We start from the raw sequence: 23,294 nt of genomic DNA on the forward strand, positions 1-23,294 counted from the left end.
GATGGAAACTCCTCTCGGCGGCGGCGAGTTCGCGCCCGCGCAGACGTACCTGAACACCTCCCGCTGCGGGCTGCTGCCCCGTCGGACCGTGGCCGCCGTGACGGCGCTGGCGGAGGCGCTCGCCGCCGGGACGGCCGGCGGGTCCGGCAGCTTCGGCGCCGTCGACGGGGCGCGGCGCGCGTTCGCGCGGCTGGTGGGGACCGGCGAGGACCGGGTCGCCGTGGGCAGCTCGGTCGCCGTCCACGTCGGCCTGATCGCCAACTCGCTGCCGGCCGGCGCGGAGGTGCTGTTCGTGGAGGGCGACTTCGGTTCGCTGATCACGCCGTTCACGGTACGGGGGGACCTCAAGGCACGGTTCGTGCCGCTGGAGGACCTGGCCGGCGCGGTACGGCCCGGCACGGCGCTCGTCGCCTTCTCGTCCGTCCAGTCGGCCGACGGCCGCGTCGCCGACATGGCGGCGGTACGGGAGGCGGCGGCGGCCCACGGGGCCCGCACGCTGCTCGACGCGACCCAGTCGGCCGGGTGGCTGCCGCTGGACGCGGGGGCGTACGACTACACCGTGACCGGGGCGTTCAAGTTCCTGATGTGCCCGCGCGGGGTGTCGTTCCTCACGGTCACCGAGGAGGCCCAGGAGTCCCTGGTCCCGATCCACGCCGGCTGGTTCGCGGCCGAGGACCTCGACGACCCGTACGGCCCCGCCGTCCGGCTCGCCGGCTCCGCACGTCGTTTCGACGAGCCGCCCGCCTTCCTGCCCTACCACGGCGCCGAGCAGTCGCTGGCGCTGCTGGAGGAGATCGGCGTCGACGCCGCGCACGCCCACGCCACGGCGCTCGCCGCGCGCTTCCGGGACGGTCTGGTCCGCCTCGGCCACCACCCGGTGCCCGGCGACTCGGCCGTCGTCGCCGTCCCGGGCCTGGGCACCCGCCACGCCGAGCTGGCGGCGGCGGGCGTCGTCGTCTCGGCCCGGGCGGGCAACCTCCGCGCCGCCTTCCACCTCTACAACTCGGCCGCCGACGTGGACCGGGCCCTGGACGTCCTGTCCTGACCCCGCCCGGCACGGCGAGGGGCGGGACCCCACCCGGGTCCCGCCTCTCCGCCCGTACGCCCGGCGCGTCACCGCCCGGGCAGGTGCCCGCGACCGGCGTCACCGCCCGGATGTGTCACCGCACCGGGGTGAAGTCCCTCGCGCCGATGAACTCCGGGCGCCGGATCGGGGCCGCGAACGGCTCCACCGCCGTGTTCTCCACGCTGTTGAACACGATGAAGACGTTGCTGCGCGGGTAGGGCGTGATGTTGTCGCCCGAGCCGTGCATGGCGTTGCAGTCGAACCAGGTCGCCGAGCCCGCCCGGCCGGTGAAGAGCCGGATGCCGTGGGCGTCCGCGAGCTCGGTCAGCGCCTTGTCCGAGGGCGTGCCCGCGTCCTGCATCTGGAGCGACTTCTTGTAGTTGTCCTTCGGCGTCTCACCGGCGCAGCCGAGGAACGTCCGGTGCGACCCCGGCATGATCATCAGGCCGCCGTTGGTGTCGAGGTTCTCGGTCAGCGCGATCGACACGGACACCGTGCGCATCCGCGGCAGCCCGTCCTCCGCGTGCCAGGTCTCGAAGTCCGAGTGCCAGTAGAAGCCCGACGCGCCGAAGCCCGGCTTCACGTTGATCCGCGACTGGTGGACGTACACGTCCGAGCCGAGGATCTCGCGGGCCCGGCCCACCACGCGCTCGTCGCGCACCAGCTCGGCGAAGACGTCGCTGATGCGGTGGACCTCGAAGACCGACCGCACGTCCTGCGACTTCGGCTCGATGATCGAGCGCTCGTCCGCCCGGACGGCCGGGTCGCCGACCAGCCGGTCCAGCTCGGCGCGGTACACGGCGACCTCGTCGTCCGTGATGAGCTGGTCGACGGCGAGGAAGCCGTCCCGCTCGAACGACTCCAGCTCCGGGGTGAGCGGACCCCAGACGACCGGGTCCTGCCGGGGCGTGACGACCTCGGACGCGCCTCGGGTCGGGTACAGGTCCTTCAGGGTCGTGGTCATCGTCATGGTTCAGCCCTCCTCGGTGAGCAGCGGGTAGACACCGTTCTCGTCGTGGTCCTCCCGCCCGGTGACAGGGGGGTTGAACACGCACACGCACCGGAAGTCGGTCTTGGGGCGCAGGGTGTGGCGCTCGTGGCCGTCGAGCAGGTACATGGTGCCCGGCTCGATCCAGTGCGTCTCGCCCGTCTCGTCGTCGGTCAGTTCCGCCTCGCCCTCGACGCACAGCACGGCCTCGATGTGGTTGGCGTACCACATGGACGTCTCGGTCCCGGCGTACAGCACGGTCTCGTGGAGCGAGAAGCCGACCTTCTCCTTGGCGAGCACGATGCGCTTGGACTCCCAGGTGCCGGAGGCCGCCTTGACATGGCGCTCGGTGTTCTCGATGTCCTTGAACGATCGGACGATCACGGTGGTGCAACTTCCTTTCGTACGGGTGGGGTTCAGGCGGTCTCGCGGACCGCGCGGGCCAGCGTCCGCAGCCCCTCGTCCAGCTCGTCGGGCGTGATCGTCAGCGGCGGGAGCAGCTTGACGACCTCGCTCCGCGGGCCGGAGGTCTCCACCAGCAGCCCGAGCTCGAAGGCGCGGGCGCAGACGGCGGCGGCGCGGGACTTGTCGGTGAACTCCATGCCCCACACCAGGCCACGGCCCCGGAAGTGGGCGCCGTAGGCGGAGTTCTCGTCGCAGATGGCCAGCAGCGCCTGCTCGACCTGCTCGCCGCGTGCGATGGTCTGCTTCTCCATCTGGCCGTCGGCCCAGTAGGTGTCCAGCGCGGCGGTGGCGGTGACGAACGCCGGGTTGTTGCCGCGGAAGGTGCCGTTGTGCTCACCCGGGCCCCACACGTCGAGCTCCGGCATGAACAGGCACAGCGACATCGGCAGCCCGTACCCGCTGATGGACTTCGACAGGGTCACGATGTCCGGGGTGATGCCCGCCTCCTCGAACGAGAAGAAGGCGCCGGTGCGGCCGCAGCCCATCTGGATGTCGTCGACGATCAGCAGCATGTCCTGGCGGTCGCACAGCTCGCGCAGCGCGCGCAGCCACTCGGGCCGGGCGACGTTGATGCCGCCCTCGCCCTGTACGGTCTCCACGATCACGGCGGCCGGCTTGTTGAGGCCGGAACCCTGGTCCTCCAGAAGCCGCTCGAACCACAGGAAGTCCGGCACCCGGCCGTCGAGGTAGTTGTCGAACGGCATCGGCGTGCCGTGCACCAGCGGGATGCCCGCCCCGGCGCGCTTGAAGGCGTTGCCGGTGACGGCGAGCGAGCCGAGGGACATGCCGTGGAAGGCGTTGGTGAACGACACGATCGACTCGCGCCCCTTCACCTTCCGGGCCAGCTTCAGCGCGGCCTCGACGGCGTTGGTGCCGGTCGGGCCGGGGAACATCACCTTGTACGGCAGGTCGCGCGGACGCAGGATCACGTTCTGGAACGACTCCAGGAACGCGCGCTTCGCGGTCGTCGCCATGTCCAGGCCGTGGGTGATGCCGTCCCGCTCGAGGTAGTCGAGCAGCGCGCGTTTCAGCACCGGGTTGTTGTGGCCGTAGTTGAGCGAGCCGGCGCCGGCGAAGAAGTCGAGGTAGGTGTGGCCGTCCTCGTCGGTGAGGCGTGCGCCCTGCGCGCGGTCGAACACGGCGGGCCAGCCGCGGCAGTAGCTGCGCACCTCCGACTCGAGGGTCTCGAAGACACTCAGGGCGGGCGGGGTGATGGTCACGGCGGTTCGTCTCCTCGGTGGGGGTGTCTCAGACGTTTATGGCGGCTTTTCCGGCGGCGTACGGCCGCGGTGCGGCGGTGCGGCGGTGCGGCGGTGCGGCGGTGCGGCGGTGCGGCGGTGCGGCGGTGCGGCGGTGTTCCGGCGACGGGTCCGGGCGGGTGGTCGGGCGGGGGCCGCGGGCGGGCGGCCGGGTTCCCGGCCGCCCCGGGCCCCGGGGCGTCAGGCGATCGGGCCGATGCGGTACAGCACCTCGGGCTCGTGCGTCCCCTCGGGGAACAGCGCCCCGTCGAAGAGGACCTCGCGCGTCACGGACGCGCCCCGGCGCTCCGCGTACGAGGTGAAGAGCCGGTCGGAGGCGGTGTTGTCCGGGGTGATGGTGGTCTCCACGGTGTCGACGCCCTGCCCGGCCACGCGTGCGGTCAGCGCGTCCAGCAGCACACCGGCCAGCCCGCGGCCCCGGTGCGCCCGGTCGACCGCGACCTGCCAGACGACGAGCGTCCGCGGCCGCTGCGGCCTGATGTACCCCGTGACGAAGGCGATCGGCTCCCCGTCGGCGTCGCGCGCCACGAGGGACGTGGCGGCGAAGTCACGGCACCACAGCAGATAGCTGTACGAGGAGTTGAGGTCCAGGACCTCGGAGTCGCGGGCGATGCGCCATATCGCGGCTCCGTCCTCCACTCCGGGAGTGTCTATACCGATGGCCGGTGCGGCCGGTCGGTGGAATTCGTTTCGGGCACCTGCAAGGTCTGCTTGTGCGGCGGTCATGCGGATTGAACTTACCCAGCAATTCCTGAAATTGCATCGGGGTGAGGGGTTGGGTGAGCGTCCGGCCTGTGTTATCGCGCGGGCGCGAGTCCATGGGTGAGCTGCCCGCCGATCGCCGCGTTTTGCCCGGATATACACGGGCAAAACGGGCTCCATGTGGAGTCGATCACACCAGGACAGGTGGCTTGACGGGTGCCCGAATGGCCCGTGGGGTCCTTATGAAATCCTTGTGTTTAGCCTCGGGGATACGGGGCAGGAGAGTCCGGGAAGACACCCTCCATAAAACCCTCGCCGTATTCGAGTATTCAACGCCGGTTCTGTATTTCTGTCACGTGGACGTCATATCGTTCCCGCACGGCCGGGAGCCTCTCCGGGGCGGCCTCGCTGCGCGCGATCCGCCCGGGCGCCCGCAAGTACCCGAACCGCTCCACCCCCGGGCGTGATCACCGCCGGCAGGTCCGCCCCCGACGGCGGCTCCACCGTCTCCGCCACGCTCTCCCGCACCACCGTGTGAGTCATTCCGGCCTCCTCGCCCGTACCTGTGTTTCGACGCCGGGTCCGCGCCGGAAACACGTACATGCCGGGAAGAACGGGCGACCAGGAAGCGGTTGACGGGGACAGTGATCATCAACGGTGATGAGTGGGGGCAGGAGTGGAGCTGCGTCAGCTGGAGTACTTCGTCGCGGTCGCCGAGGAGCTGGGCTTCGGCCGGGCGGCGGAGCGGCTGCACATCGTCCAGGCCGAGGTGAGCCGGGAGATCGCCCGGCTGGAACGGGAACTGGGGCTGCGGCTGTTCGACCGCTCCACCCGGCACCTACGGCTCACCGCAGCCGGCGAGCGGCTGCTGCCCGAGGCCCGCGCCGCGCTGGCCGCGGCCGCCCGGGTCCGCGACACCGCCACGGGGATCACCGCCGGCACCGAGGGCCTGGTGCGGCTCGGCACCACCCGGGCGTTCGCCGACCGCGTCTACCGCGCCCTCGACACCCTGGCGGCCCGCCGCCCGGGGCTGCGCGTCCGGCTGGAGCGGGCGCCCCAGGAGGCCCGCCTCGCGGCCGTACGCTCCGGTACGTTCGACGCCGCCCTCGTACGCACCGTGCGGCGCGCCGACGGCGTGGTCCTGCACCCGCTGTGGGCCGACCCGCTGATCGCCGCCCTGCCCGCCTCCCACGCGGCGGCGCTCGGCCTCGCCGACGACGAGCCGCCGAGTCTGGACCGGCTGGCGCGGCTGCCGCTGCGGCTCGCCCCGCGCGCCGCCAACCCGGCCTTCCACGACCTGGTGACGGCCGCGCTCCCGGACTGGACGCCGGGCCCTCCGTTCACCACCCTCCAGGACACGCTCACGGAGCTGGCCGCCCACCCCGAGCCGTCCTGGACCGTGTTCTACCCGGTCGGGCCGCTGCCGCCGACCGGCCGGATCGCCTTCCGCGCCCTGCCCGGCCTCACGGTCCCGGTCTCGCTGGCCGTACCGGCCGGGCAGCCGCTCGCCCCGCCGGTGCGGGCCCTGCTCGACGCGCTCGCCGCCACGGCCCCGGCCCCGGCGCCCCGGACGACGCCCGTACGCCCGGTCGCGGCCCCGTCCCGGCCCGGCCCCTCGCCGGTGCGCGTGGCCGCCGCACCGTCCGCCGCCGGGGTCACCGGCCTGCCGGGCACCCCGTCCGGCGCGGTCGCCCCGGCGGAGGCGGTCACGCCCGCGTGAGCCGCGCCTGCCGGGGCGGGCCGGCGGCGGGGCCGCCCGGGGGCACGACCCGGGTCATGACCGGGTCACGCCCAGGCTTCGGTGACCGCCCGGCGGGCGCCGTCCAGGTCCACCGGGCCGCCGGCCGTCCGGGCCAGGGCGGCCCCCAGCGCCACCACCGAGGACTCCACCACGCCCCGGTCGGCGTCGGCCCCGTAGTGGTTGACCCGGACCATCTCCTTGGCGAGCGCCCCGCCGCCCGCCGCCAGGGGCAGGGACGGGTCGGCGGCCAGGGCGGCGGCCACCAGCTCCGCGGCGTCCACCCCGGGCGGGGTGCGCAGCGTCGTGGCGACCGGGGCGGCCTCCCTCGCCTCGTGCACGTACGGCTCCAGGCCGGTGCCGAGCGCGAGCACACCCGCGCGGGTGGCCGCGGCGGCCGACGCGTGGCGGGACATCACCCGGTCCAGGCCCTCCGCCTCGACGCGCTCCAGGCAGGCCTCCAGCGCCAGCATCTCCAGCTTCGCGGGAGCGTGCAGCAGCGTCCTGCGGCCGCCGTCGATCCAGCGCTCCTTCCAGTCCAGCAGGGACAGGTACGAGCGGCGCGGAGCCGCCGGGTTGGCCGCGAACCGCTCCCAGGCGCGCGGGCTGACCGACACCGCCGACACACCGGCCGGGCCGCCCAGCGCCTTCTGCGCGCCGATGATGCACATGTCCACGCCCCAGGCGTCCGGCAGCACCGGCTCGGCGCCGATCGAGGCCACCGCGTCCAGGTAGAACAGCGCGCCGTGCGCCCGCACGACCTCACCGATCTCCGCCACCGGGTTGGTGTTGCCGGTCGCCGCCTCGGCGTGCACCAGGGACACGAAGTCGATCTCCGGGTTCCGCTCCAGCGCCCCGGCGATCCGCTCGGCGGTCACCGCCGTGTGGAACGGCACCTCCAGGTCCACCACCGTCGCGCCGCAGTCGCGCAGCCAGTCGCCGAAGGTCTGTCCGTACGGCCCGGTCACCACGTTCAGCGCGGTCGAACCGGGCCGCGCGCCGCTGCGGATGCAGCCCTCCAGCGGCAGCAGCGCCTCGCCCTGGGTGATCACCACGTCCTGCTCGGTGTCCAGCAGCGCGGCCACCCGCCGTTCGATGGCCGCGAAGCGGTCGGCGGTCAGCGGGGCCGGATCGAGGAGGGGGTGCGTCACGGGGGTCCTCACGGGGGCGCTCACGGGGGTCTCTTCTCTTCACGTACGGACTGCTTCGCCGAGGGTACTTGCGCCCTCGTAGAGTGCGGGACATGAGCGTGGTGCTGCATGTGACGGGGCGGGTGCTGGCCGGCCCGGAGGACGTACGGGACGAACTGTGGGTGGTCGACGGGCGGATCACCTACGACCGCCCGTCCGGCGCCGGTGACGTCAGGACGGTACGGGGGTGGGCGCTGCCCGGTCTGGTGGACGCGCACTGCCACGTGGGGCTCGACGCCCACGGCGCGGTGGACGCGGCCACCAGCGAGAAGCAGGCGCTCACCGACCGGGACGCGGGCACACTGCTGATCCGGGACGCCGGGTCACCGGCCGACACGCGCTGGATCGACGACCGCGACGACCTGCCGAAGATCATCCGTGCCGGGCGGCACATCGCCCGGACCCGCCGCTACATCCGCAACTACGCCCACGAGATCGAGCCCGCCGACCTCGTCGCGTACGTCGGCCGGGAGGCCCGGCGCGGTGACGGCTGGGTCAAGCTCGTCGGCGACTGGCTCGACCGGGGCACCGGCGACCTCGGCGCGTGCTGGCCGCGCGCCGAGGTCGAGGCGGCCATCGCCGAGGCGCACCGGCTGGGCGCGCGTGTCACCGCCCACTGCTTCGCCGAGGAGTCGCTGCGGGACCTCGTGGAGGCCGGGATCGACTGCGTGGAACACGCCACGGGCCTGACCGAGGACACCATCCCGCTGTTCGCCGAGCGCGGGGTCGCGATCGTGCCGACGCTGGTCAACATCGCCACGTTCCCGCGGCTCGCGGCCGGCGGGGAGACCAAGTTCCCGCGCTGGGCGGACCACATGCGGCGGCTGCACGAGCGCCGGTACGACACCGTGCGCTCCGCCTTCGACGCGGGCATCCCCGTCTTCGTCGGCACCGACGCGGGCGGCTCCCTGGCGCACGGCCTGGTCGCCGCGGAGGTCGCCGAGCTCGTCACGGCCGGCATCCCGCCCCTCCAGGCCCTGTCGGCCACCTCCTGGGGGGCCAGGGCCTGGCTGGGCCGGCCCGGCCTGGACGAGGGCGCGCCGGCCGACCTGGTCGTCTACGACGAGGACCCGCGCGCCGACGTCCGCGTCCTGGCGGCGCCGCGCCGGGTGGTCCTCAACGGCCGCGTCGTGGGATGACCCACGGGCGGCCGCGCCGCCCCGGGGCGCTGCCCACGGCCGTACCGCCCCGGGGCGGCGCACCGGGACCGGCGGCCGCACCACCGTGCCGCGCCCGGCGGGTCAGTCCGTGGGGTGCCGGCGGGTGAGGAAGGCGAGCCGGGCGCGCTTCTCCGCGAGATGCACCTCCGGCAGCACGATCTCCGGCAGCACCACCTCCGGCCCCAGGACGAAACCGCCGCGGGCGAGCAGCGCGACGGCCTTGTCGTTGGCCGCGTCGGGCTCCGCCACGATCCGCTCCTTGCCGGTCAGCGCGAACGCCGTCAGCGCGGTCAGGAGGTGCGCGGAGAAGCCCCGTTCGGGGGTCCGCGCCGGTGCCAGCAGGAGGTGGACGCCGATGTCGCCGGGCCGCACCTCGTAGCACTCGCCGACCCGGTCGGCCTCCGGCTCGTACGTCTGGAAGAGCGCGACGGGCGTGGTGTCGCGGTACACCAGGAACGCGTGGTGCGTGGTGAGCGAGTCCAGGTGCGCGTAGATCTCCCGTACGTCCTCGACGGTCGTCTCCCGCATGCCCCAGAACCGGGCCCGCTCCTCGGCGACCCAGCCGTGGATCAGCCCGGCGTCGCGCTCCGGGTCGACGCGGACGAGACGGACGGTGCCGAAGCCCTCGACCTCCTGTTCGTACACGGGCAGGGGCTCAGTGGTCGTCATGCCGCTCCTCGGTGAGCTGGTTCCAGTCGGTGATGACGGGTGCGAGTTCGCCCCGCAGCCACAGGGGCAGTTGGTCGTGCCGGTGCGGGTCGCCGGGGATCCCGGAGGCGCCGAGGGGCACCACCCAGAGGCTGTCCTCGCGCCGGGCCAGGTCCCACACGTAGCGGGCGGCCGGGCCACGGGCGCTGAGGTCGGTGACGCCCGGGACGCTGGAGGTGGACAGGACGCAGTCGTGGTCGCCGTCCAGTCCCGGCCATGTGTCGGTGCCGTCGGGCAGTGCCGCCCAGGGCGCGAGGCGGTGCGTGGCGCCCCAGGGCTCCGCCGGGGGCGCCGCGGCGACCTCCTCCAGGGCGCCGCGGACCGCCGCCAGCCGGTCGGCCTCCGGTACCGGCCCGCCGGTCAGCAGCGTCTCCAGGGCGTACGCGACGCGCGGCACCAGGGCCAGCCAGGGCTGGAAGAGCGCCGGGTACGCGGGCGGTTCGGCCAGCACGGCCAGGCGCGGGTGCCGGGCGAGGCGGCGTACGACCGCCCCGCGCACGGCCGCGAACAGCGCCGCGTCCAGGCTGTCGGCCGTCATGCGCCGGTTCCAGCACAGCAGCCGGTCGCGCACCTCCCGCTCGGCGGGGGCCAGGTCGGGCAGGGCCGCGATGAGCGTGAGCAGCGGACGGGCCGACGCGAGGTGGGTGTCGGTGTGGACCGCCGCCATGTCCGGGGCGGTCCAGTCCCGCGAGGCGTCCAGCAGCCGGGCGATGCGGTCCGCGCGGTGCGGCGGGGCGAACTCGACGCCCAGCGGGGCGGCGATGCCGCGGGCGTTCGCCATCACCGCCACGCCGTCGACCGGTTCGCGGGGCATCGGGTCGTGGGCGCCGCGCCACTCGTGGCCGGGTTCCCAGGCCGGGACGACGCGCAGCCGGTTGGCCTGGTGGCGCAGCGGCACGTGCCCGGCGACCCGGTGGAGGGTGCCGCCGCGCGTGTCGGCGGCCTGGACGACGTTGACGGGCTCCACCCAGGGGTCGAACGCCCGGTCCACGTCGGCGACGGTGCGGGCGCCGAGCAGCGCGGGCAGGGCGTCGAAGCCCAGCCGGCCGGTGACGCGCGGCGGGTGGCGCAGGCTGACGACGCCCTCGGGACCGTCGATGACCACGGGGCCGCGCTCGGTCTCGACGACCTCCACCACGACCGCGTCGGCGCCCTTCACCTCGACGGTCTCGGTGTGGACGTGGGCGGGCGCCCAGCCCTCCGGCCCCAGGGCCTCCACCTCGCCGCCGTCGGTGCGCCGCAGCCGTTCCCGGTAGAGGTCCTGGTAGTCGGCCATGGCGTTGGTGATCGCCCAGGCGACCGTGCCGGTGTGGCCGAAGTGGGCCAGGCCCGGCACGCCGGGGACGGCGAGCCCGACGACGTCGAACTCCGGGCAGGCCAGCCGGATCTGCTGGTAGACGCCGGGTGCCTCGATGAACCGGTGGGGGTCGCCCGCGATGAGCGCCGCCCCGGTGGCGGTGCGGTCGCCGGTCACCAGCCAGCCGTTGCTGCCGGAGGTGCCGGGGGCGTCGGTGGCGAAGAGATCGGCGTACTCCTCGCCGAGCCGCCGGGCGACGTGCTCGCGCCACAGCTTGGTGGGGAACCCGGCGAACAGGATGTGCGTCGACAGCCACACGGCGAGCGGGGTCCACGGTTCCCACCGCCCGGGCGCCAGGCCGGTGGCGGCGAACTCGGGGGAGCGGCGGCCCCCCCCCCCGAGTCCGGCGTTGACCCCGTCCACATAGGCGCACACCCAGGTACGGGTCGGGTCGTCGAGCGCCTCGAAGCAGCGACGGGCGGTGTCGGCCAGCCGGGCGCGGCGGACGAACACGTCCCATTCGACGGCCTCGGGGCCGAGGAAGGCGGCGGTCGTGCCCTGCGCGCGGTGGCGCTCGACCTCGAGCTGCCAGGCCCGGTCCAGGGCGGTGGTACGGCCCTGGGCGTGGCTGAGTTCGTGCGCGTCGGCGGCGCGGAGATGCGGGATGCCCCAGGTGTCCCGGTAGACCTCGATGCTCACTTCTGTCCCGATCTCTTTAGGTTAGGCTGGCCTAACTTAAGCTACGGTCCGGCCAGAAGCAATCCGGAGTCATGTTGACGCCCCGTGACGATCGGGCCGCGCCTGTCGTTGAACGCTTTTCCCCTCATCGTGTGCCGGCGGGGAGACCGGCGAACTGGTGTGGCGAAAGATTCGAATATGGGAACGGAAACCCCCCTTTGGGGTGAACTCACGGCAGGCTTCCGCCCGTTCACTCTCCGTGCGTAAGGATTCCGGTGTCCCACGTCGGCGCCGCTCGTGTGTTCCCCATGGGTGGACGTCGCGACGTCATGTCTCCTCTGGGGGTTCCACCACCGTGAACGGCACCACCTTGCGCCTGCCCGCCCGCCGCGCCGCCGCGACGGCGGCCGCCCTGACGCTCACCGCCGGCCCCGTCCTGCTCGCCGCGCCCCCGGCGCACGCCACCGGGGGTGCGGCCGGCCGGGCGAGCGCGGTCGTCCTGCGCACCGACCTGGACGTGTCGCTGCTGAACGGGGCGGTCGACGTCCCGCTCACGGCCTCGCTCAACGATGTCCGGGCGCCCGCGAGCGCGGGGAGGACCGCGCTCATCGTCACCCTCGACGGCGTCGAGCAGGGCAGGCCGGTCCGGGTCCTCACGGCCGACGCCGCCACCGCCCGCGCCACCGCCGACGACCGCCGCGCGGAGGGGAGCACCCGGCTCGCCCACGCGAAGCTGCACGTCCCCGGGCTGCCGCTGCTGTCGCTGATCGAGGTCGAGGAAGTGACCTCCCGCGCGCTCTGCGCGGCCGGGAAGCGGCCCGTCGCCGAGGCGAACGTCCTCGGCCGCGTCACCGTCCTGGGCAAGCGCGTCACGCTCACCACCGGAAGCCCGGCCAAGGTCGGCGTCCAGGGCGTCGGCGAGGTGACGTCCGCCTGTCCGAGACCCGGACCACCTCCCGCACCGCCGCCGCCACCGCCCTCACCCTCACGGTGTCGGTCAACCCGCTGAAGGCCAACGTCGCCGACGTCACCGGCGAGCTGACGCTCGCCGAGGCCACCTGTGAAGCACCGACGGCACCGGCGAAACCGGCGGCACCGGCGGCACCGCCCGGAGCCGCGCCCGGACCCGCCCGGCCCGGCGAGCCCGCCGGCGTACGGGCCCAGTCGGCCACGGACCCGGTCGAGTCCGGCCTCGCCGAGACCGGGGGCGGTTCCCTGACCCCCTATCTGGCGGGCGGCTCCCTGGTCCTCCTCGCCGCCGGCGCCGGCGTCACGGCCCTCACGCGCCGCGCCCGCGCCGCCCGCGAACGCGCCTGACCCGGCGTGCGCGGTGCCTCCCGGCAGGCACCGCGCACCGTTCCCGGCATTCTTGCGACAGTGCCGGGAAAAGCACAGACTGGATTCATGGGACGCCCGCCCCTGAAAAAGAGAAAGGGGCTTCCATGGATAAGCAGTTGCAGATTCACCTTTCCGAGGCAGGGGCCGATCCCGAACGGGTGGAAAGGCTGACCGGCTATCTGCGCCAGGAACTCCTCCAGCTTGACGTCAAGAATGTCGAGACCCTCCCCGCCGGTGAAGTCCCGCCCGGAGCGCGGGCCGTCGGCGTCATGGAGATCGGAGCCCTCCTGGTCACCCTCGGACAGTCCGTCACCGCCATCAAGCAGGTCGCCTCCGTACTCCACGGCTGGTGGGCCCGGTTCCAGGAGGCCCGCCCGTCACTCAGCCTGACCATGGACGGCGACGTACTCGAAATCTCCGAAGCCACACCGGAACAGGCCGCGCAGGCTCTGGAGGCATTCATCCGCCGGCATTCCACCGTCGACGCCTGACGCCGGGGCACACCATGGACGACGATTCCCGCCACGCCCTGATCATCGCCAATGACGACTACCAGGAGGGCGGTCTCCAGAAATTGACGTCCCCCGCCGCCGATGCCGAAGCGCTCGCGGAGGTCCTGGGAGATCCCCGCATCGGCGGCTTCGACGTCCAGGTGGTGCGCAACGAGCCGTCACACATCATCCGCATGCGCATCGAGGACTTCTTCGCCGAACGCGCGCCCGGTGACACGCTGTTGCTCCATCTGTCCTGCCACGGGCTCAAGAGCGAATCCGGGCAGTTGTACTTCGCCGCCACCGACACCCGGCCCAAACGCCTCAAAGCCACCGGGATCCCGGCGGACTTCGTGGAGACCTGCATGGCGGACACGCGGGCCCGCGGCACCGTCCTCTTCCTCGACTGCTGCTACGGCGGGGCCTTCTCACCCGGCTCGGTCGCGCGGGCGGCCGGTGACGCGCACGTGCTGGAGAACTTCACCGGCGAGCGGCTCGGCGGCGGCGGACGCGGATGGGCGGTGGTCACCGCCTCCAACTCCATGGAGTACGCCTTCGAGGGCGCCCGCCTGGCCGACGGGGGCGCCCCCAAGCCCTCCGTCTTCACCGGCGCGCTGGTGTCGGGCCTCGCCACCGGGGAGGCGGACCGCAACGAGGACGGGAAGGTCTCCCTCAACGAGCTGTACGACTACGTGTACGAGCGCGTCCGCCGCGAGAACAGGAACCAGACGCCGAGCTGCAAGTCCGACCTCCAGGGCGACCTGTATCTCGCGCACAGCGAACGGCGCAAGATCGTCCCGGCCCCCCTCCCGCCGCGGCTGCGGGCCGCACTGGCCAGTGAGGACGACTTCTCCCGGCTCGGCGCCGTCACCGAGCTGCGCTCCCGGATGGACCACACCGACGTGGCCATCGCCATGGCGGCCCACGAGGCCCTCAAGGAGGTCGCCCGCAACGACCTCCAGTCCGTCGCCGAGGAGGCGGCCCGGGCACTGGGGGAGGTGCGGATCTCGCCCGAGCCCACGGTGCTGCGCCTCAGCCCGGTGTACCGGCACGCGGTCCCGTCCACGGGGCACGTCCGCCTGCTCGGCCCGCCGCTCGCCCGGAGTTGCACACCGCGCGCCCAGGACGACCGGCTGCACGTGACGCCGGTCGCGGACGGCCTGGCCGTCACCGTCGACACCTCCACCCCCGGACCGCTGCGGGCCGACATCGTGCTCAAGGGGCCGGTGGGAGAGGCGGTCGTCCACGTCGAGGCGGAGGTACGGGAAGCAGCGCCCGGACCCGCCGGAGCCACCACGGTGACCGGCGAGGTCCCGAGGAAGCCGAACCGGCCCCCCGGGACACCCGGCGGGCCCGCCGGCACCACCGGCCCCTCTGGCGCCACGGATCCCACCGCCGACGCGGACCCCACGCGCGACCCCGGTCGCCCGGGCCGCACCGGCACCCCCGATCCCACCAGCCGTCCCGACCCGACCCGCGACACGGACCACAGCGGCCACACGGACCGCACCGACCCGACCAGGGACACGGACCCCACCAGGAACACCGGCCACACCGACCCCACCCGGAACACCGGCCACACCGACCCGACCCGGAACACCGGCCACACCGACCCGTCCAGGAACACCGGCCACACCGGCCACCGCCGCGACGAGGAGCGTCACCCCCAGCCCCGCCCGCAGGGGCTCAAGGCGTTCCGCGCACCGGCGCTCGCCGTCGCCGCGCTGGGCCTGGCGATCGCCGCCCTGGCCATCGGCATCAAGGCGGCCGTGGAGGCGGCGCGCCTGGCCCAGACGGGGGAGACCTGGGTCGACATCCGCGACCACCTCGCCCAGCAGTCGCTCCGCGACCTGGTGATCTGCCTGGTCATGGCGCTCGTCTCGCTCATCCTCGTCGGGCTGGCCCGCTACGACCTCCGCGCCTCGCCCTCGTTGTACGGCAAGCAGTCCACGGCCGCCACGAGCCTGCTCGACTGGTCCGCGAAGGTCCTCGCCCTCCCGCTGTTCGTCCTGTCGGTCCTCGGCGTCATCGGCATCATGATCGCCGCCAACGTGGGGTGAGGAACCCGGGCGCCGACCACGTCCGCGCCCGGCCCCCGCCCGCCCCCGTCGTACGCACGCCTCACCGCCCGTGCGCGTGCCCCGCCATCACCAGCGCCTGGTCCAGCGCCTGGAGGAATCGATTCGTCGTCGCCCGGTCCCGGACCGCCAGCCGCAGCCACCGCGGGCCCAGCCCCGGGAACGTGTCGCCGCGCCGGGCCGCGAAGCCCAGCGACCGCAGCCGCTCCCGCACCACGTCCGCGCCCTCCATGCGGACCAGCACGAACGGCCCCTCCGCCGCCGTCACCGCCCGCACCTCCTCGAACTCGGCCAGCCCTGCCAGCAGATGGGCCCGCTCCACGGCGATCCGGCGCGCCGCGTGCTCCGCCTCCGCGAGCGCCGCCCGCGACATGCACGCCTCCGCCGCCGCGAGCGCCGGGGTGGACACCGGCCACAGCGGCTGGGCCCGCTCCAGCGCCGCCACCGTCTCCGGCGCGGCCAGCACGTAGCCGATCCGCAGCCCGGCCAGGCCCCAGGTCTTGGTGAGGCTGCGCAGCACCACCAGCCCCGGTACGTCCGTCCGGCCCGCCAGCGCCTCCCGCTCACCGGGCACCGCGTCCATGAAGGCCTCGTCCACCACCAGCGTCCGCCCCGGCCGGGCCAGCCGGGCGAGCAGCTCCGCGGGGTGCAGCACCGACGTCGGGTTCGTCGGATTGCCGACCACCACCAGGTCGGCGTCCTCCGGGACCGCCCCCGGATCCAGCCGGAACCCGTCCTCCTCCCGCAGCAGCACCCGCCGCACCCCGTGCCCCGCGTCCCGCAGCGCCGCCTCCGGCTCCGTGAACTGCGGGTGCACCACCACCGGCCGCCGCGCCGGCAGTGCCCGGGCCAGCAGCACGAACGCCTCCGCCGCCCCGGCCGTCAGCAGCACCCGCTCGGCCGGCAGGTCGTGCCGCGCGGCGACGGCGGCCCGGGCCGCCCGCCCGTCCGGGTAGGCGGCGAGCCCGGTCAGCGAGGCGGCGATCCGCTCCCGCAGCCAGTCGGGCGGGGTGTTCGTCCGGACGTTGACCGCGAGGTCGATCAGCTTCTCGTCCCGGACCTCCGCGTCACCGTGGTGCCGCAGGTCGTGAGTGTCGGTGTGCGTATACATGGCCGCCATGGTGTGGGTGAAGTGGGGGGTGGGGGAGGAGAGGCCGACGGCCTCCCCGTAGCGCTCCATGACCAGGGTCTAACACTCCGGTGTCTCCCCGGCGATGTACCCGTGACCCACATTCAACAACCGCCTGCGTGCCACCGCACACGTCACCCGCCCCTTCCCCGACTTCCGTTTCGGCACGAGCAGTTCGCCCCCGCCCGCGAGCGCCGCCGCCTCCGCCACCGACGGTGTGCCCGCCGCCGCCCGTACCGCGTCCGACGGATGGGGTACGGCGACCAGCGCCAACTCGGCCGCCGGATAGGTCCGCAAGGGCACGCCCAGCCGGGCCGCGGCCTCGACGATCCCCGCCTCGTCCGCCTTGGAGCCGACGGTCGCCAGCTCCCCGACGACCGAGACATCCAGCGCGGCCTCCCGCAGCGCCTCCGTGACCAGCGCGAGCACCGCGTCGGCGGACACCCCCCGCCCGGACCCCACGCCGACCACCACCGTCATCGCGCGCAGTGCTCCACGAACCGCCGCGCCGTCCCGGGCGCGCCCGCCCAGTGCGTGTGCACGTAACTGGCGTGCACACCGCCCCGGACGAAGCCCTCCATGCGGCGCGCCGGCTGCCGCAGCCCCCACGCGGGCGCCTCGCCCGCGCCCGGCTCGATCACCGTGCGGTGGAACTCGTGCCCCCGCATCCGCGTCCCGGCCGCCGCCAGCGGGCTGTCGCCCACGGCCACCGCGTCCCGGTAGCCGAGGGTCAGCCGCTGCGACATCCGGGCGTCCGCGTCCAGGACGCCGCACATCGGCTGCCCGTCCAGCGACCGCGCCAGGTACAGCAGCCCGGCGCACTCCGCGGCCACCGGCGCCCCTGAGGCCGCCAGTTCCGCGACGGCCTTCCGCAGCCGGGCGTTGGCCGACAGCTCGGCCCCGTACACCTCCGGGAACCCGCCGCCGATCACCAGCCCGCGGGTGCCCTCGGGCAGCTCCTCGTCCCGCAGCGGGTCGAAGGGCACGACCTCCGCGCCCGCCGCCGTCAGCAGCTCCGCGTGCTCGGCGTACGAGAAGGTGAACGCGGCCCCGCCGGCGACCGCCACGACCGGCCGCCCGGCGACCGGCTCCAGGGCCGGCTCCCAGGGCGCGTCCGGCAGCGGCGGCGCCGACCGCGCCAGCGCCAGCAGGGCGTCCAGGTCGCATCCCGCCCGCACCTGCTCCGCCTGCGCCGCGACCGCCTCCACGGCCGCCGCCTGCCGCTCGGCGACCGGCACCAGGCCCAGGTGCCGAGACGGCGTCGACACGGCCGGCGCCCGGCGCAGCACGCCCAGCACCGGCACGCCCGACTCGCCCAGTGCCTCGCGCAGCAGGTGCTCGTGCCGGTCGGTGGCCACCTTGTTGAGGATCACCCCGCCGATCCGCACCTCCGGGTCCCACGACGCGAACCCGTGCACCAGTGCCGCCACCGACCGGGACTGCGAGGAGGCGTCCACCACCAGCACCACCGGTGCCTTCAGCAGCTTGGCCACCTGCGCGGTGGACGCCAGCTCGCCCTGGTCGGCGGCACCGTCGTACAGACCCATCACGCCCTCGACGACCGCCAGGTCGCAGCCGCGCGAGCCGTGCGCGAACAGCGGCGCGACCAGGCCCGTGCCGCACATGTAGGCGTCGAGGTTGCGGCCCGGGCGGCCGGTGGCGAGCGCGTGGTAGCCCGGGTCGATGTAGTCGGGTCCCACCTTGTGCGGGGACACCGCGAGACCACGGCCCGCGAACGCGGCCATCAGGCCGGTCGCGACCGTGGTCTTGCCCGCGCCCGACGAGGGCGCGGCGATGACGAGACGTGCTACCACTCGATGCCCCGCTGGCCCTTCTGACCCGCGTCCATCGGGTGCTTGACCTTCGACATGTCGGTGACCAGGTCGGCGAACTCGCACAGCTCGGCGGGCGCGTTGCGGCCGGTGATCACCACATGCTGCCGGCCGGGCCGGTTCCGCAGCACCTCGACGACCTCGGCGGTGTCGATCCAGCCCCAGTGCAGCAGGTACGCGAACTCGTCGAGGACGTAGAAGGTGTACTTCTCCTCGGCCAGGTCCCGCTTGACCTGCTCCCAGCCCTCGCGCGCCTTGTCCTCGTGCGACTGCTCGCCCTCGGCCGGCTCGCGCTGGATCCAGGACCAGCCCTCGCCCATCTTGTGCCAGGCGACGGTCCCGCCCTTGCCGGTCTCGCCGAGCGCCTTGAGGGCGTTCTCCTCGCCGACCTTCCACTTGGCGGACTTGACGAACTGGAAGACCCCGATCGGCCAGCCCTGGTTCCAGGCGCGCAGCGCCATGCCGAAGGCGGCGGTCGACTTCCCCTTGCCGACGCCCGTGTGCACCATCACCAGCGCGCGGTTGCGGCGCTGGCGGGTGGTGAGTCCGTCGTCCGGTACGACGGTCGGCTGTCCCTGCGGCATTAAGCGGCCCTCCCGGTAGTTGCTCTGACATCCCTGACGAGACCCGCGATGGCGTCCGCCCGCAGCTCGTCGAGTGTGACGGCGGTGCCGCCGAGGTGACCGGCCAGTTCGGCGGCCATGCCCAGCCGTACCGGCCCGGTCTCGCAGTCCACGACCACGGACGCGGTGCCCTCCGCCGCGTGCAGGCCCGCCGCCCGGGCGGCCAGCGCCACCGGCTCGGGCCCGCCGGTCGCCCGGCCGTCCGTGACGACCACCAGCAGCGGGCGGCGCGCCGGATCGCGCAGCCGCTCCACCCGCAGCACGTCGTGCGCCTTCAGCAGCCCGGCCGCGAGCGGGGTGCGCCCCCCGGTCGGCAGCAGTTCCAGGCGGGCGGCCGCCGCGTCGACCGACGACGTGGGCGGCAGCGCCAGCTCGGCGGACGAGCCGCGGAAGGTCACCAGCCCCACCTTGTCGCGCCGCTGGTAGGCGTCCAGCAGCAGCGACAGCACGGCGCCCTTGACCGCGCCCATCCGCTGCCGGGCCGCCATCGAACCGGAGGCGTCCACCGCGAACAGCACCAGGTTCCCCTCGCGCCCCTCGCGCGTCGCCTGCCGCAGGTCGTCGCGGCGTACCACCAGCCCGGGGCCCGAGCGGCCGCGCGCCCGCTGGTGCGGGGCGGCCGCCTGCACGGTCGCCGCCAGGTGCAGCTTCGTCAGCGTCCCCCGCGGGCGGCGCGCCCCGGTCGTCCTGCCGTGGTCGGTACGCGCCCGGGACCGCCGTCCCGCGGCACCTTCGCCCAGGCCCGGCACGCTCAGCATCTTCGTACGGAACGGCTCGGCGGCCCGGACCGGAGCCTGCTCGCCGCCGCCGGCGCCCGGCGCGGGCGCGGGCTCGGGGGTCTCGGCGGGCGTCTCGGCGGGGGCCTCGGGGGCCGAGCCCTCGGGCTCCCCGCCCTGCGGGGGCACCCCGCCACCTCCGCCACCTCCGCCGGGGCCGCCACCGGGGCCCTCCGGGCCGGGGTCCGGGTCGGGGTCGTCGTCCCCGCCGAACTCCTCCAGCGTCTCGTCCAGCTTGTCCTCGTCCAGCCCCGGCGCGTCGAACGGATTGCGCCTGCGCCGGTGGGGCAGCGCCAGCAGCGCCGCCTGCCGCACGTCGTCGGACGTGACGTCGGTACGCCCCGCCCACGCGGCCAGCGCGGTCGCCGTCCGGGCCATCACGATGTCCGCGCGCATGCCGTCCACCTCGAACGCCGCGCACGTGGCGGCGATCTGGCGCAGCGCCGCGTCCCCGAGCGTCACCCCGGGCAGCAGCGTCCGCGCGGCCACGATCCGGTCCCGCAGCGCGGCCTCCTCCTCGGCCCAGCGCGCCGCGAAGGCCGCCGGGTCGTCCTCGTACGCCAGTCGCCGGCGCACCACCTCGACCCGCTGGTCCGGCTCCCGCGAGGCGGCCACCTCCACGGTCAGCCCGAACCGGTCCAGGAGCTGCGGCCGCAGCTCGCCCTCCTCCGGGTTCATCGTCCCGACCAGCAGGAAGCGCGCCGCGTGCCGTACCGAGACGCCTTCGCGCTCCACGTACGAGGCGCCCATGGCGGCCGCGTCGAGGAGCAGGTCGACCAGGTGGTCGTGGAGGAGGTTCACCTCGTCCACGTACAGCACGCCCCGGTGCGCGTCCGCCAGCAGGCCCGGCTCGAACGCCTTCACGCCGTCGGCCAGCGCCCGCTCGATGTCCAGCGCGCCCACCAGCCGGTCCTCGGAGGCGCCGACCGGCAGCTCGACCGTCCGCGCCGGGCGGCTCACCGCCTCCGCCCCGGTGTGCGGCCCGTCCGGGCAGCCCGGGTCGGGGGAGCCGGGCGCGCACGAGAAGCGGCAGCCGGCGATCACGTCCACGTCCGGCATCAGGGCGGCGAGGGCGCGGACGGCCGTCGACTTGGCGGTGCCCTTCTCCCCGCGCACGAGGACGCCGCCGACGGCCGGGGACACCGCGTTCAGCAGCAGCCCGAGCCGCAGGTCGTCCTGGCCGACGATCGCGGTGAAGGGGTAGTGGGGTGCAGCGCTCATGAAGGTGCTCCGGGTGCGATGAAGGGAAGTCCTGTGGGCGGGCCCTGCTCGATCAGTTTCCAGAGCGCGTCCGTGTCCGCGTGTTCCTCGATCAGGTCGCCGAGCCGGTCGAGCTGCTCCTCGCGCAGCGCCCCGAACGACGTGTCGGGGGCCGGTACGAAGCGTCTGCCGGCCGCGCGGGCCACCTCCGTGAGGAACGCCCGGCGGAAGCCGTCGCTCTCCAGCGAGCCGTGCCAGTGGGTGCCCCACACGGCCCCGACCCGGCAGCCGTCCAGGAACGGCTCGCCGCCGCGCACGTCCGCGACGCCGTGGTGGATCTCGTACCCCTCGACCCGCTCGCCGAGGGCCTCCCCGACCGGCCGGGCGAGGGTCTTGTCCACCGCGAACCGCACGCTCACCGGCAGCAGGCCCAGTCCCTCGACCTCACCGGCCCGGGACTCGACGTCGTCCTCGATGCGCTCGCCCAGCGCCTGGAAGCCGCCGCAGACGCCGAGCACCGGACGGCCCTCGGCGGCGCGGCGCGCGATGGCGTCCGCGAGGCCCCGCTCGCGCAGCCACGCCAGCGCCTTCACCGTCCCGCGCGTACCGGGCACCACGACGAGGTCGGCGTCGGCGAGCTCCTCCGGCCGGTCCACGAACCGCACCACCACACCCGGCTCGGCGGCCAGCGCGTCCACGTCGGTGAAGTTCGACATCAGCGGTACGGCGCAGACGGCGACCCGCAGCACGTCCTCGCCGACCGGCGGCGCCACCACCGACTCGCGCACCGCGCCCCGGAGGGACACCCGCAGCCCGTCCTCCTCGTCGATGCCGAGCCCGTGCGCGTACGGCAGGACACCGAAGGTCCGGCGCCCCGTCAGGCCCAGCAGCATGTCCAGGCCGGGCTCCAGCAGCGTCACGTCCCCCCGGAACTTGTTGACCAGGTAGCCCGCGACCAGCTCCTGGTCCTCGGGCGCCAGCAGCGCCGTCGTGCCGAAGAACTGCGCGAAGACCCCGCCCCGGTCGATGTCGCCGACCACGACGACGGGGAAGCGGGCCGCCCGCGCGATGCCCATGTTGACGATGTCGTTGCGCCGCAGGTTGATCTCGGCGGGGCTGCCCGCGCCCTCGCAGATCACGGCGTCGTAGGCGCTCCGCAGCTCCTGGAGGCACTCCACGACCGTGCCGAGCAGCGCCTGCTGCCGGCCGCCGTGGTAGCCGCGGGCGCTCAGCTCGCCGACCGGCCTGCCCATCAGCACGACCTGGCTGGAGCGGTCGCTGCCCGGCTTGAGCAGCACCGGGTTCATCAGCGCGGTCGGCTCGACCCGTGCGGCCTGGGCCTGCATGGCCTGGGCGCGCCCGATCTCCGCGCCCTCGCGCGTGACGAACGAGTTGAGGGACATGTTCTGCCCCTTGAACGGCGCGACCTTCACGCCCTGCCGTACCAGCCAGCGGCAGATGCCGGCCGTGACGACGCTCTTGCCCGCGTCGGACGTGGTGCCCGCGACGAGCAGCCCCCCACCCTTGCTCATGTACGCCTCCGCTTGATCGCCCCGTACGCCAGTCGCCCGCCCGCGCACACCGCGAGGGTCAGGGCGCTCACCCGGCGCGACAACCGCACCGCCCGCTCGATGTCCGCCACCTCCACGGCCCGGCCCGCCCCGTTCAGCACCGGCCGGTGCTCGACGCGGCCCCCGTACGAGAGCGTCCCGCCGAGCCGTACGCCCAGCGCGCCCGCGAACGACGCCTCGACGGGGCCCGCGTTCGGGCTCGGGTGCTTCGCCGCGTCCGCCCGCCACGCCCGTACCGCACCGCGCGGATCCCCGCCGGCGGCCACGGCCAGGGCGGCCGTGAGGCGGGCGCCGGGCCAGCCGGCCACGTCGTCCAGCCGGGCGGACGCCCAGCCGAAGCGGCGGTACCTGGGGGACTTGTGGCCGACCATCGCGTCCAGGGTGTTCGCCGCCCGGAACGCGACCAGGCCGGGTACGCCGCCGATCGCGCCCCACACCAGGGCGCCGACCACGGCGTCCGAGGTGTTCTCGGCGACCGACTCGACGACCGCGCGGGCGATGCCGGGGCCGTCCAGGGCCTGCGGGTCGCGCCCGCACAGGTGCGGCAGCCGCTCCCGGGCGACGTCCAGGTCGCCGGCGGCCAGGGCGCCGCCGATGGCCCGGGCCTCCCGGCCCAGCGACGTACCGCCGACGACGGACCACACGGAGGCGGCGGTCAGGCCCACGGACAGGGCGCGCCGGTCCCGTACCGCACGGGCCGCGAGCGCGGCCGCCGCCGCGGCGCCACCGGCGCACACCGCCGTGTGCAGCGCGCCCCACCCGCGGTGGTCGCGCCACAGCGCGCCCTCCACGGCGTGCGCGGCGCGCCCGAAGGCGGCCACGGGGTGCCCGCGGCGGGGATCGGCGAGGATCAGGTCGGCGGCGAACCCGGCGGCGGCGCCGTACGCGAAGACGCGATCACCGCGCATGGGTTCTCGATGTGCTGGACGCTTCCGGGGCAGCGCGAAGGCAGCCGGGCATGGCGATGTCCTCACTCAGGGTCCGCGCCCTGGCTCGACGTGACCG

19 protein-coding genes and 1 pseudogene are annotated in these 23,294 nt (G+C 74.6%); 6 read left to right on the forward strand and 14 right to left on the reverse strand.

Going from position 1 to position 23,294, the window contains the following annotated elements:
* Position 1: 1 nt before the first annotated feature.
* Entirely contained in the window at positions 2-1,045 is a 1,044-nt protein-coding gene (locus tag ACZ7LK_RS05490; RefSeq protein WP_471138533.1) for an aminotransferase class V-fold PLP-dependent enzyme, read from the forward strand.
* Between the two features lie 115 nt (positions 1,046-1,160).
* Here ACZ7LK_RS05490 and thpD read toward each other — a convergent pair whose 3' ends face one another.
* From thpD to ectA, 4 genes are all read right to left on the reverse strand, one after another.
* Positions 1,161-2,036, reverse strand: coding sequence for an ectoine hydroxylase (gene thpD / locus ACZ7LK_RS05495; RefSeq protein ID WP_392276343.1), 876 nt, complete (start codon positions 2,034-2,036; stop codon positions 1,161-1,163).
* A gap of 3 nt (positions 2,037-2,039) precedes the next feature.
* The gene (locus tag ACZ7LK_RS05500) at positions 2,040-2,438 is read right to left on the reverse strand and encodes an ectoine synthase (protein ID WP_392276344.1); all 399 of its coding nucleotides are present in this window, start codon (positions 2,436-2,438) and stop codon (positions 2,040-2,042) included.
* Positions 2,439-2,470: 32 nt separating this feature from the next.
* Positions 2,471-3,739 carry a diaminobutyrate--2-oxoglutarate transaminase gene (gene ectB, locus ACZ7LK_RS05505; protein WP_392276345.1) on the reverse strand — a complete coding sequence of 423 codons (1,269 nt, stop codon included), beginning with the start codon at positions 3,737-3,739 and terminating at the stop codon, positions 2,471-2,473.
* Positions 3,740-3,958: 219 nt separating this feature from the next.
* Positions 3,959-4,504, reverse strand: a complete 546-nt coding sequence (gene ectA, locus ACZ7LK_RS05510; RefSeq protein WP_392276346.1) for a diaminobutyrate acetyltransferase — start codon at positions 4,502-4,504, stop codon at positions 3,959-3,961.
* A 652-nt stretch (positions 4,505-5,156) separates the two neighbouring features.
* Here ectA and ACZ7LK_RS05515 point away from each other — a divergent pair.
* The gene (locus tag ACZ7LK_RS05515; RefSeq protein ID WP_471138536.1) at positions 5,157-6,200 is read left to right on the forward strand and encodes a LysR family transcriptional regulator; all 1,044 of its coding nucleotides are present in this window, start codon (positions 5,157-5,159) and stop codon (positions 6,198-6,200) included.
* A gap of 65 nt (positions 6,201-6,265) precedes the next feature.
* Here ACZ7LK_RS05515 and ACZ7LK_RS05520 read toward each other — a convergent pair whose 3' ends face one another.
* On the reverse strand, positions 6,266-7,369 hold the full coding sequence (locus ACZ7LK_RS05520; protein ID WP_392276429.1) for a pyridoxal-phosphate-dependent aminotransferase family protein: 1,104 nt from the start codon (positions 7,367-7,369) through the stop codon (positions 6,266-6,268).
* Between the two features lie 92 nt (positions 7,370-7,461).
* Here ACZ7LK_RS05520 and ACZ7LK_RS05525 point away from each other — a divergent pair, with 92 nt between their 5' ends.
* Positions 7,462-8,547: an amidohydrolase family protein gene (locus ACZ7LK_RS05525; protein WP_392276348.1), complete on the forward strand. Its 1,086-nt coding sequence runs from the start codon at positions 7,462-7,464 to the stop codon at positions 8,545-8,547.
* Positions 8,548-8,649: 102 nt separating this feature from the next.
* Here ACZ7LK_RS05525 and ACZ7LK_RS05530 read toward each other — a convergent pair whose 3' ends face one another.
* Both ACZ7LK_RS05530 and ACZ7LK_RS05535 read right to left on the reverse strand, forming a co-directional pair.
* A complete protein-coding gene (locus tag ACZ7LK_RS05530; RefSeq protein ID WP_392276349.1) occupies positions 8,650-9,237 on the reverse strand; it encodes a GNAT family N-acetyltransferase in 588 nt (195 codons plus the stop codon).
* Positions 9,224-11,272: a penicillin acylase family protein gene (locus ACZ7LK_RS05535; RefSeq protein ID WP_471138539.1), complete on the reverse strand. Its 2,049-nt coding sequence runs from the start codon at positions 11,270-11,272 to the stop codon at positions 9,224-9,226. Before ACZ7LK_RS05535 ends, ACZ7LK_RS05530 begins: the two co-directional genes overlap by 14 nt.
* 334 nt (positions 11,273-11,606) lie before the next feature.
* Between ACZ7LK_RS05535 and ACZ7LK_RS05540 the strand changes: the two are divergent.
* The 3 genes and pseudogenes from ACZ7LK_RS05540 to ACZ7LK_RS05550 all read left to right on the forward strand — a co-directional run bounded on the left by ACZ7LK_RS05540 (position 11,607) and on the right by ACZ7LK_RS05550 (position 15,140).
* Positions 11,607-12,568 (forward strand): annotated as a pseudogene (locus ACZ7LK_RS05540) (SCO1860 family LAETG-anchored protein).
* A gap of 125 nt (positions 12,569-12,693) precedes the next feature.
* Positions 12,694-13,080: a hypothetical protein gene (locus ACZ7LK_RS05545; protein WP_392276352.1), complete on the forward strand. Its 387-nt coding sequence runs from the start codon at positions 12,694-12,696 to the stop codon at positions 13,078-13,080.
* Between the two features lie 14 nt (positions 13,081-13,094).
* Positions 13,095-15,140, forward strand: coding sequence for a caspase family protein (locus ACZ7LK_RS05550; RefSeq protein ID WP_471138541.1), 2,046 nt, complete (start codon positions 13,095-13,097; stop codon positions 15,138-15,140).
* A 61-nt stretch (positions 15,141-15,201) separates the two neighbouring features.
* On the opposite strand, the gene cobC is transcribed toward ACZ7LK_RS05550, so the two are convergent.
* The 7 genes from cobC to ACZ7LK_RS05585 are packed head-to-tail and all read right to left on the reverse strand — an operon-like array spanning position 15,202 to position 23,197.
* Positions 15,202-16,338 (reverse strand): Rv2231c family pyridoxal phosphate-dependent protein CobC, encoded by a 1,137-nt coding sequence (gene cobC, locus ACZ7LK_RS05555; RefSeq protein WP_471138543.1) that lies wholly within the window; start codon positions 16,336-16,338, stop codon positions 15,202-15,204.
* A 9-nt stretch (positions 16,339-16,347) separates the two neighbouring features.
* Entirely contained in the window at positions 16,348-16,767 is a 420-nt protein-coding gene (locus ACZ7LK_RS05560; protein ID WP_471138545.1) for a cobalamin biosynthesis protein, read from the reverse strand.
* The gene (locus tag ACZ7LK_RS05565; protein WP_392276354.1) at positions 16,764-18,101 is read right to left on the reverse strand and encodes a cobyrinate a,c-diamide synthase; all 1,338 of its coding nucleotides are present in this window, start codon (positions 18,099-18,101) and stop codon (positions 16,764-16,766) included. Before ACZ7LK_RS05565 ends, ACZ7LK_RS05560 begins: the two co-directional genes overlap by 4 nt.
* The gene (gene cobO, locus ACZ7LK_RS05570; protein WP_392276355.1) at positions 18,095-18,703 is read right to left on the reverse strand and encodes a cob(I)yrinic acid a,c-diamide adenosyltransferase; all 609 of its coding nucleotides are present in this window, start codon (positions 18,701-18,703) and stop codon (positions 18,095-18,097) included. The genes ACZ7LK_RS05565 and cobO overlap by 7 nt, the downstream gene beginning before the upstream one ends.
* The gene (locus tag ACZ7LK_RS05575; RefSeq protein ID WP_471138548.1) at positions 18,703-20,739 is read right to left on the reverse strand and encodes a putative cobaltochelatase; all 2,037 of its coding nucleotides are present in this window, start codon (positions 20,737-20,739) and stop codon (positions 18,703-18,705) included. The genes cobO and ACZ7LK_RS05575 overlap by 1 nt, the downstream gene beginning before the upstream one ends.
* Positions 20,736-22,250 carry a cobyric acid synthase gene (locus ACZ7LK_RS05580; RefSeq protein ID WP_392276357.1) on the reverse strand — a complete coding sequence of 505 codons (1,515 nt, stop codon included), beginning with the start codon at positions 22,248-22,250 and terminating at the stop codon, positions 20,736-20,738. Before ACZ7LK_RS05580 ends, ACZ7LK_RS05575 begins: the two co-directional genes overlap by 4 nt.
* Entirely contained in the window at positions 22,247-23,197 is a 951-nt protein-coding gene (locus ACZ7LK_RS05585; protein ID WP_392276358.1) for a cobalamin biosynthesis protein, read from the reverse strand. The genes ACZ7LK_RS05580 and ACZ7LK_RS05585 overlap by 4 nt, the downstream gene beginning before the upstream one ends.
* Between the last annotated feature and the right edge of the window lie 97 nt (positions 23,198-23,294).

The organism is Streptomyces sp. NPDC039423 (assembly GCF_055598725.1).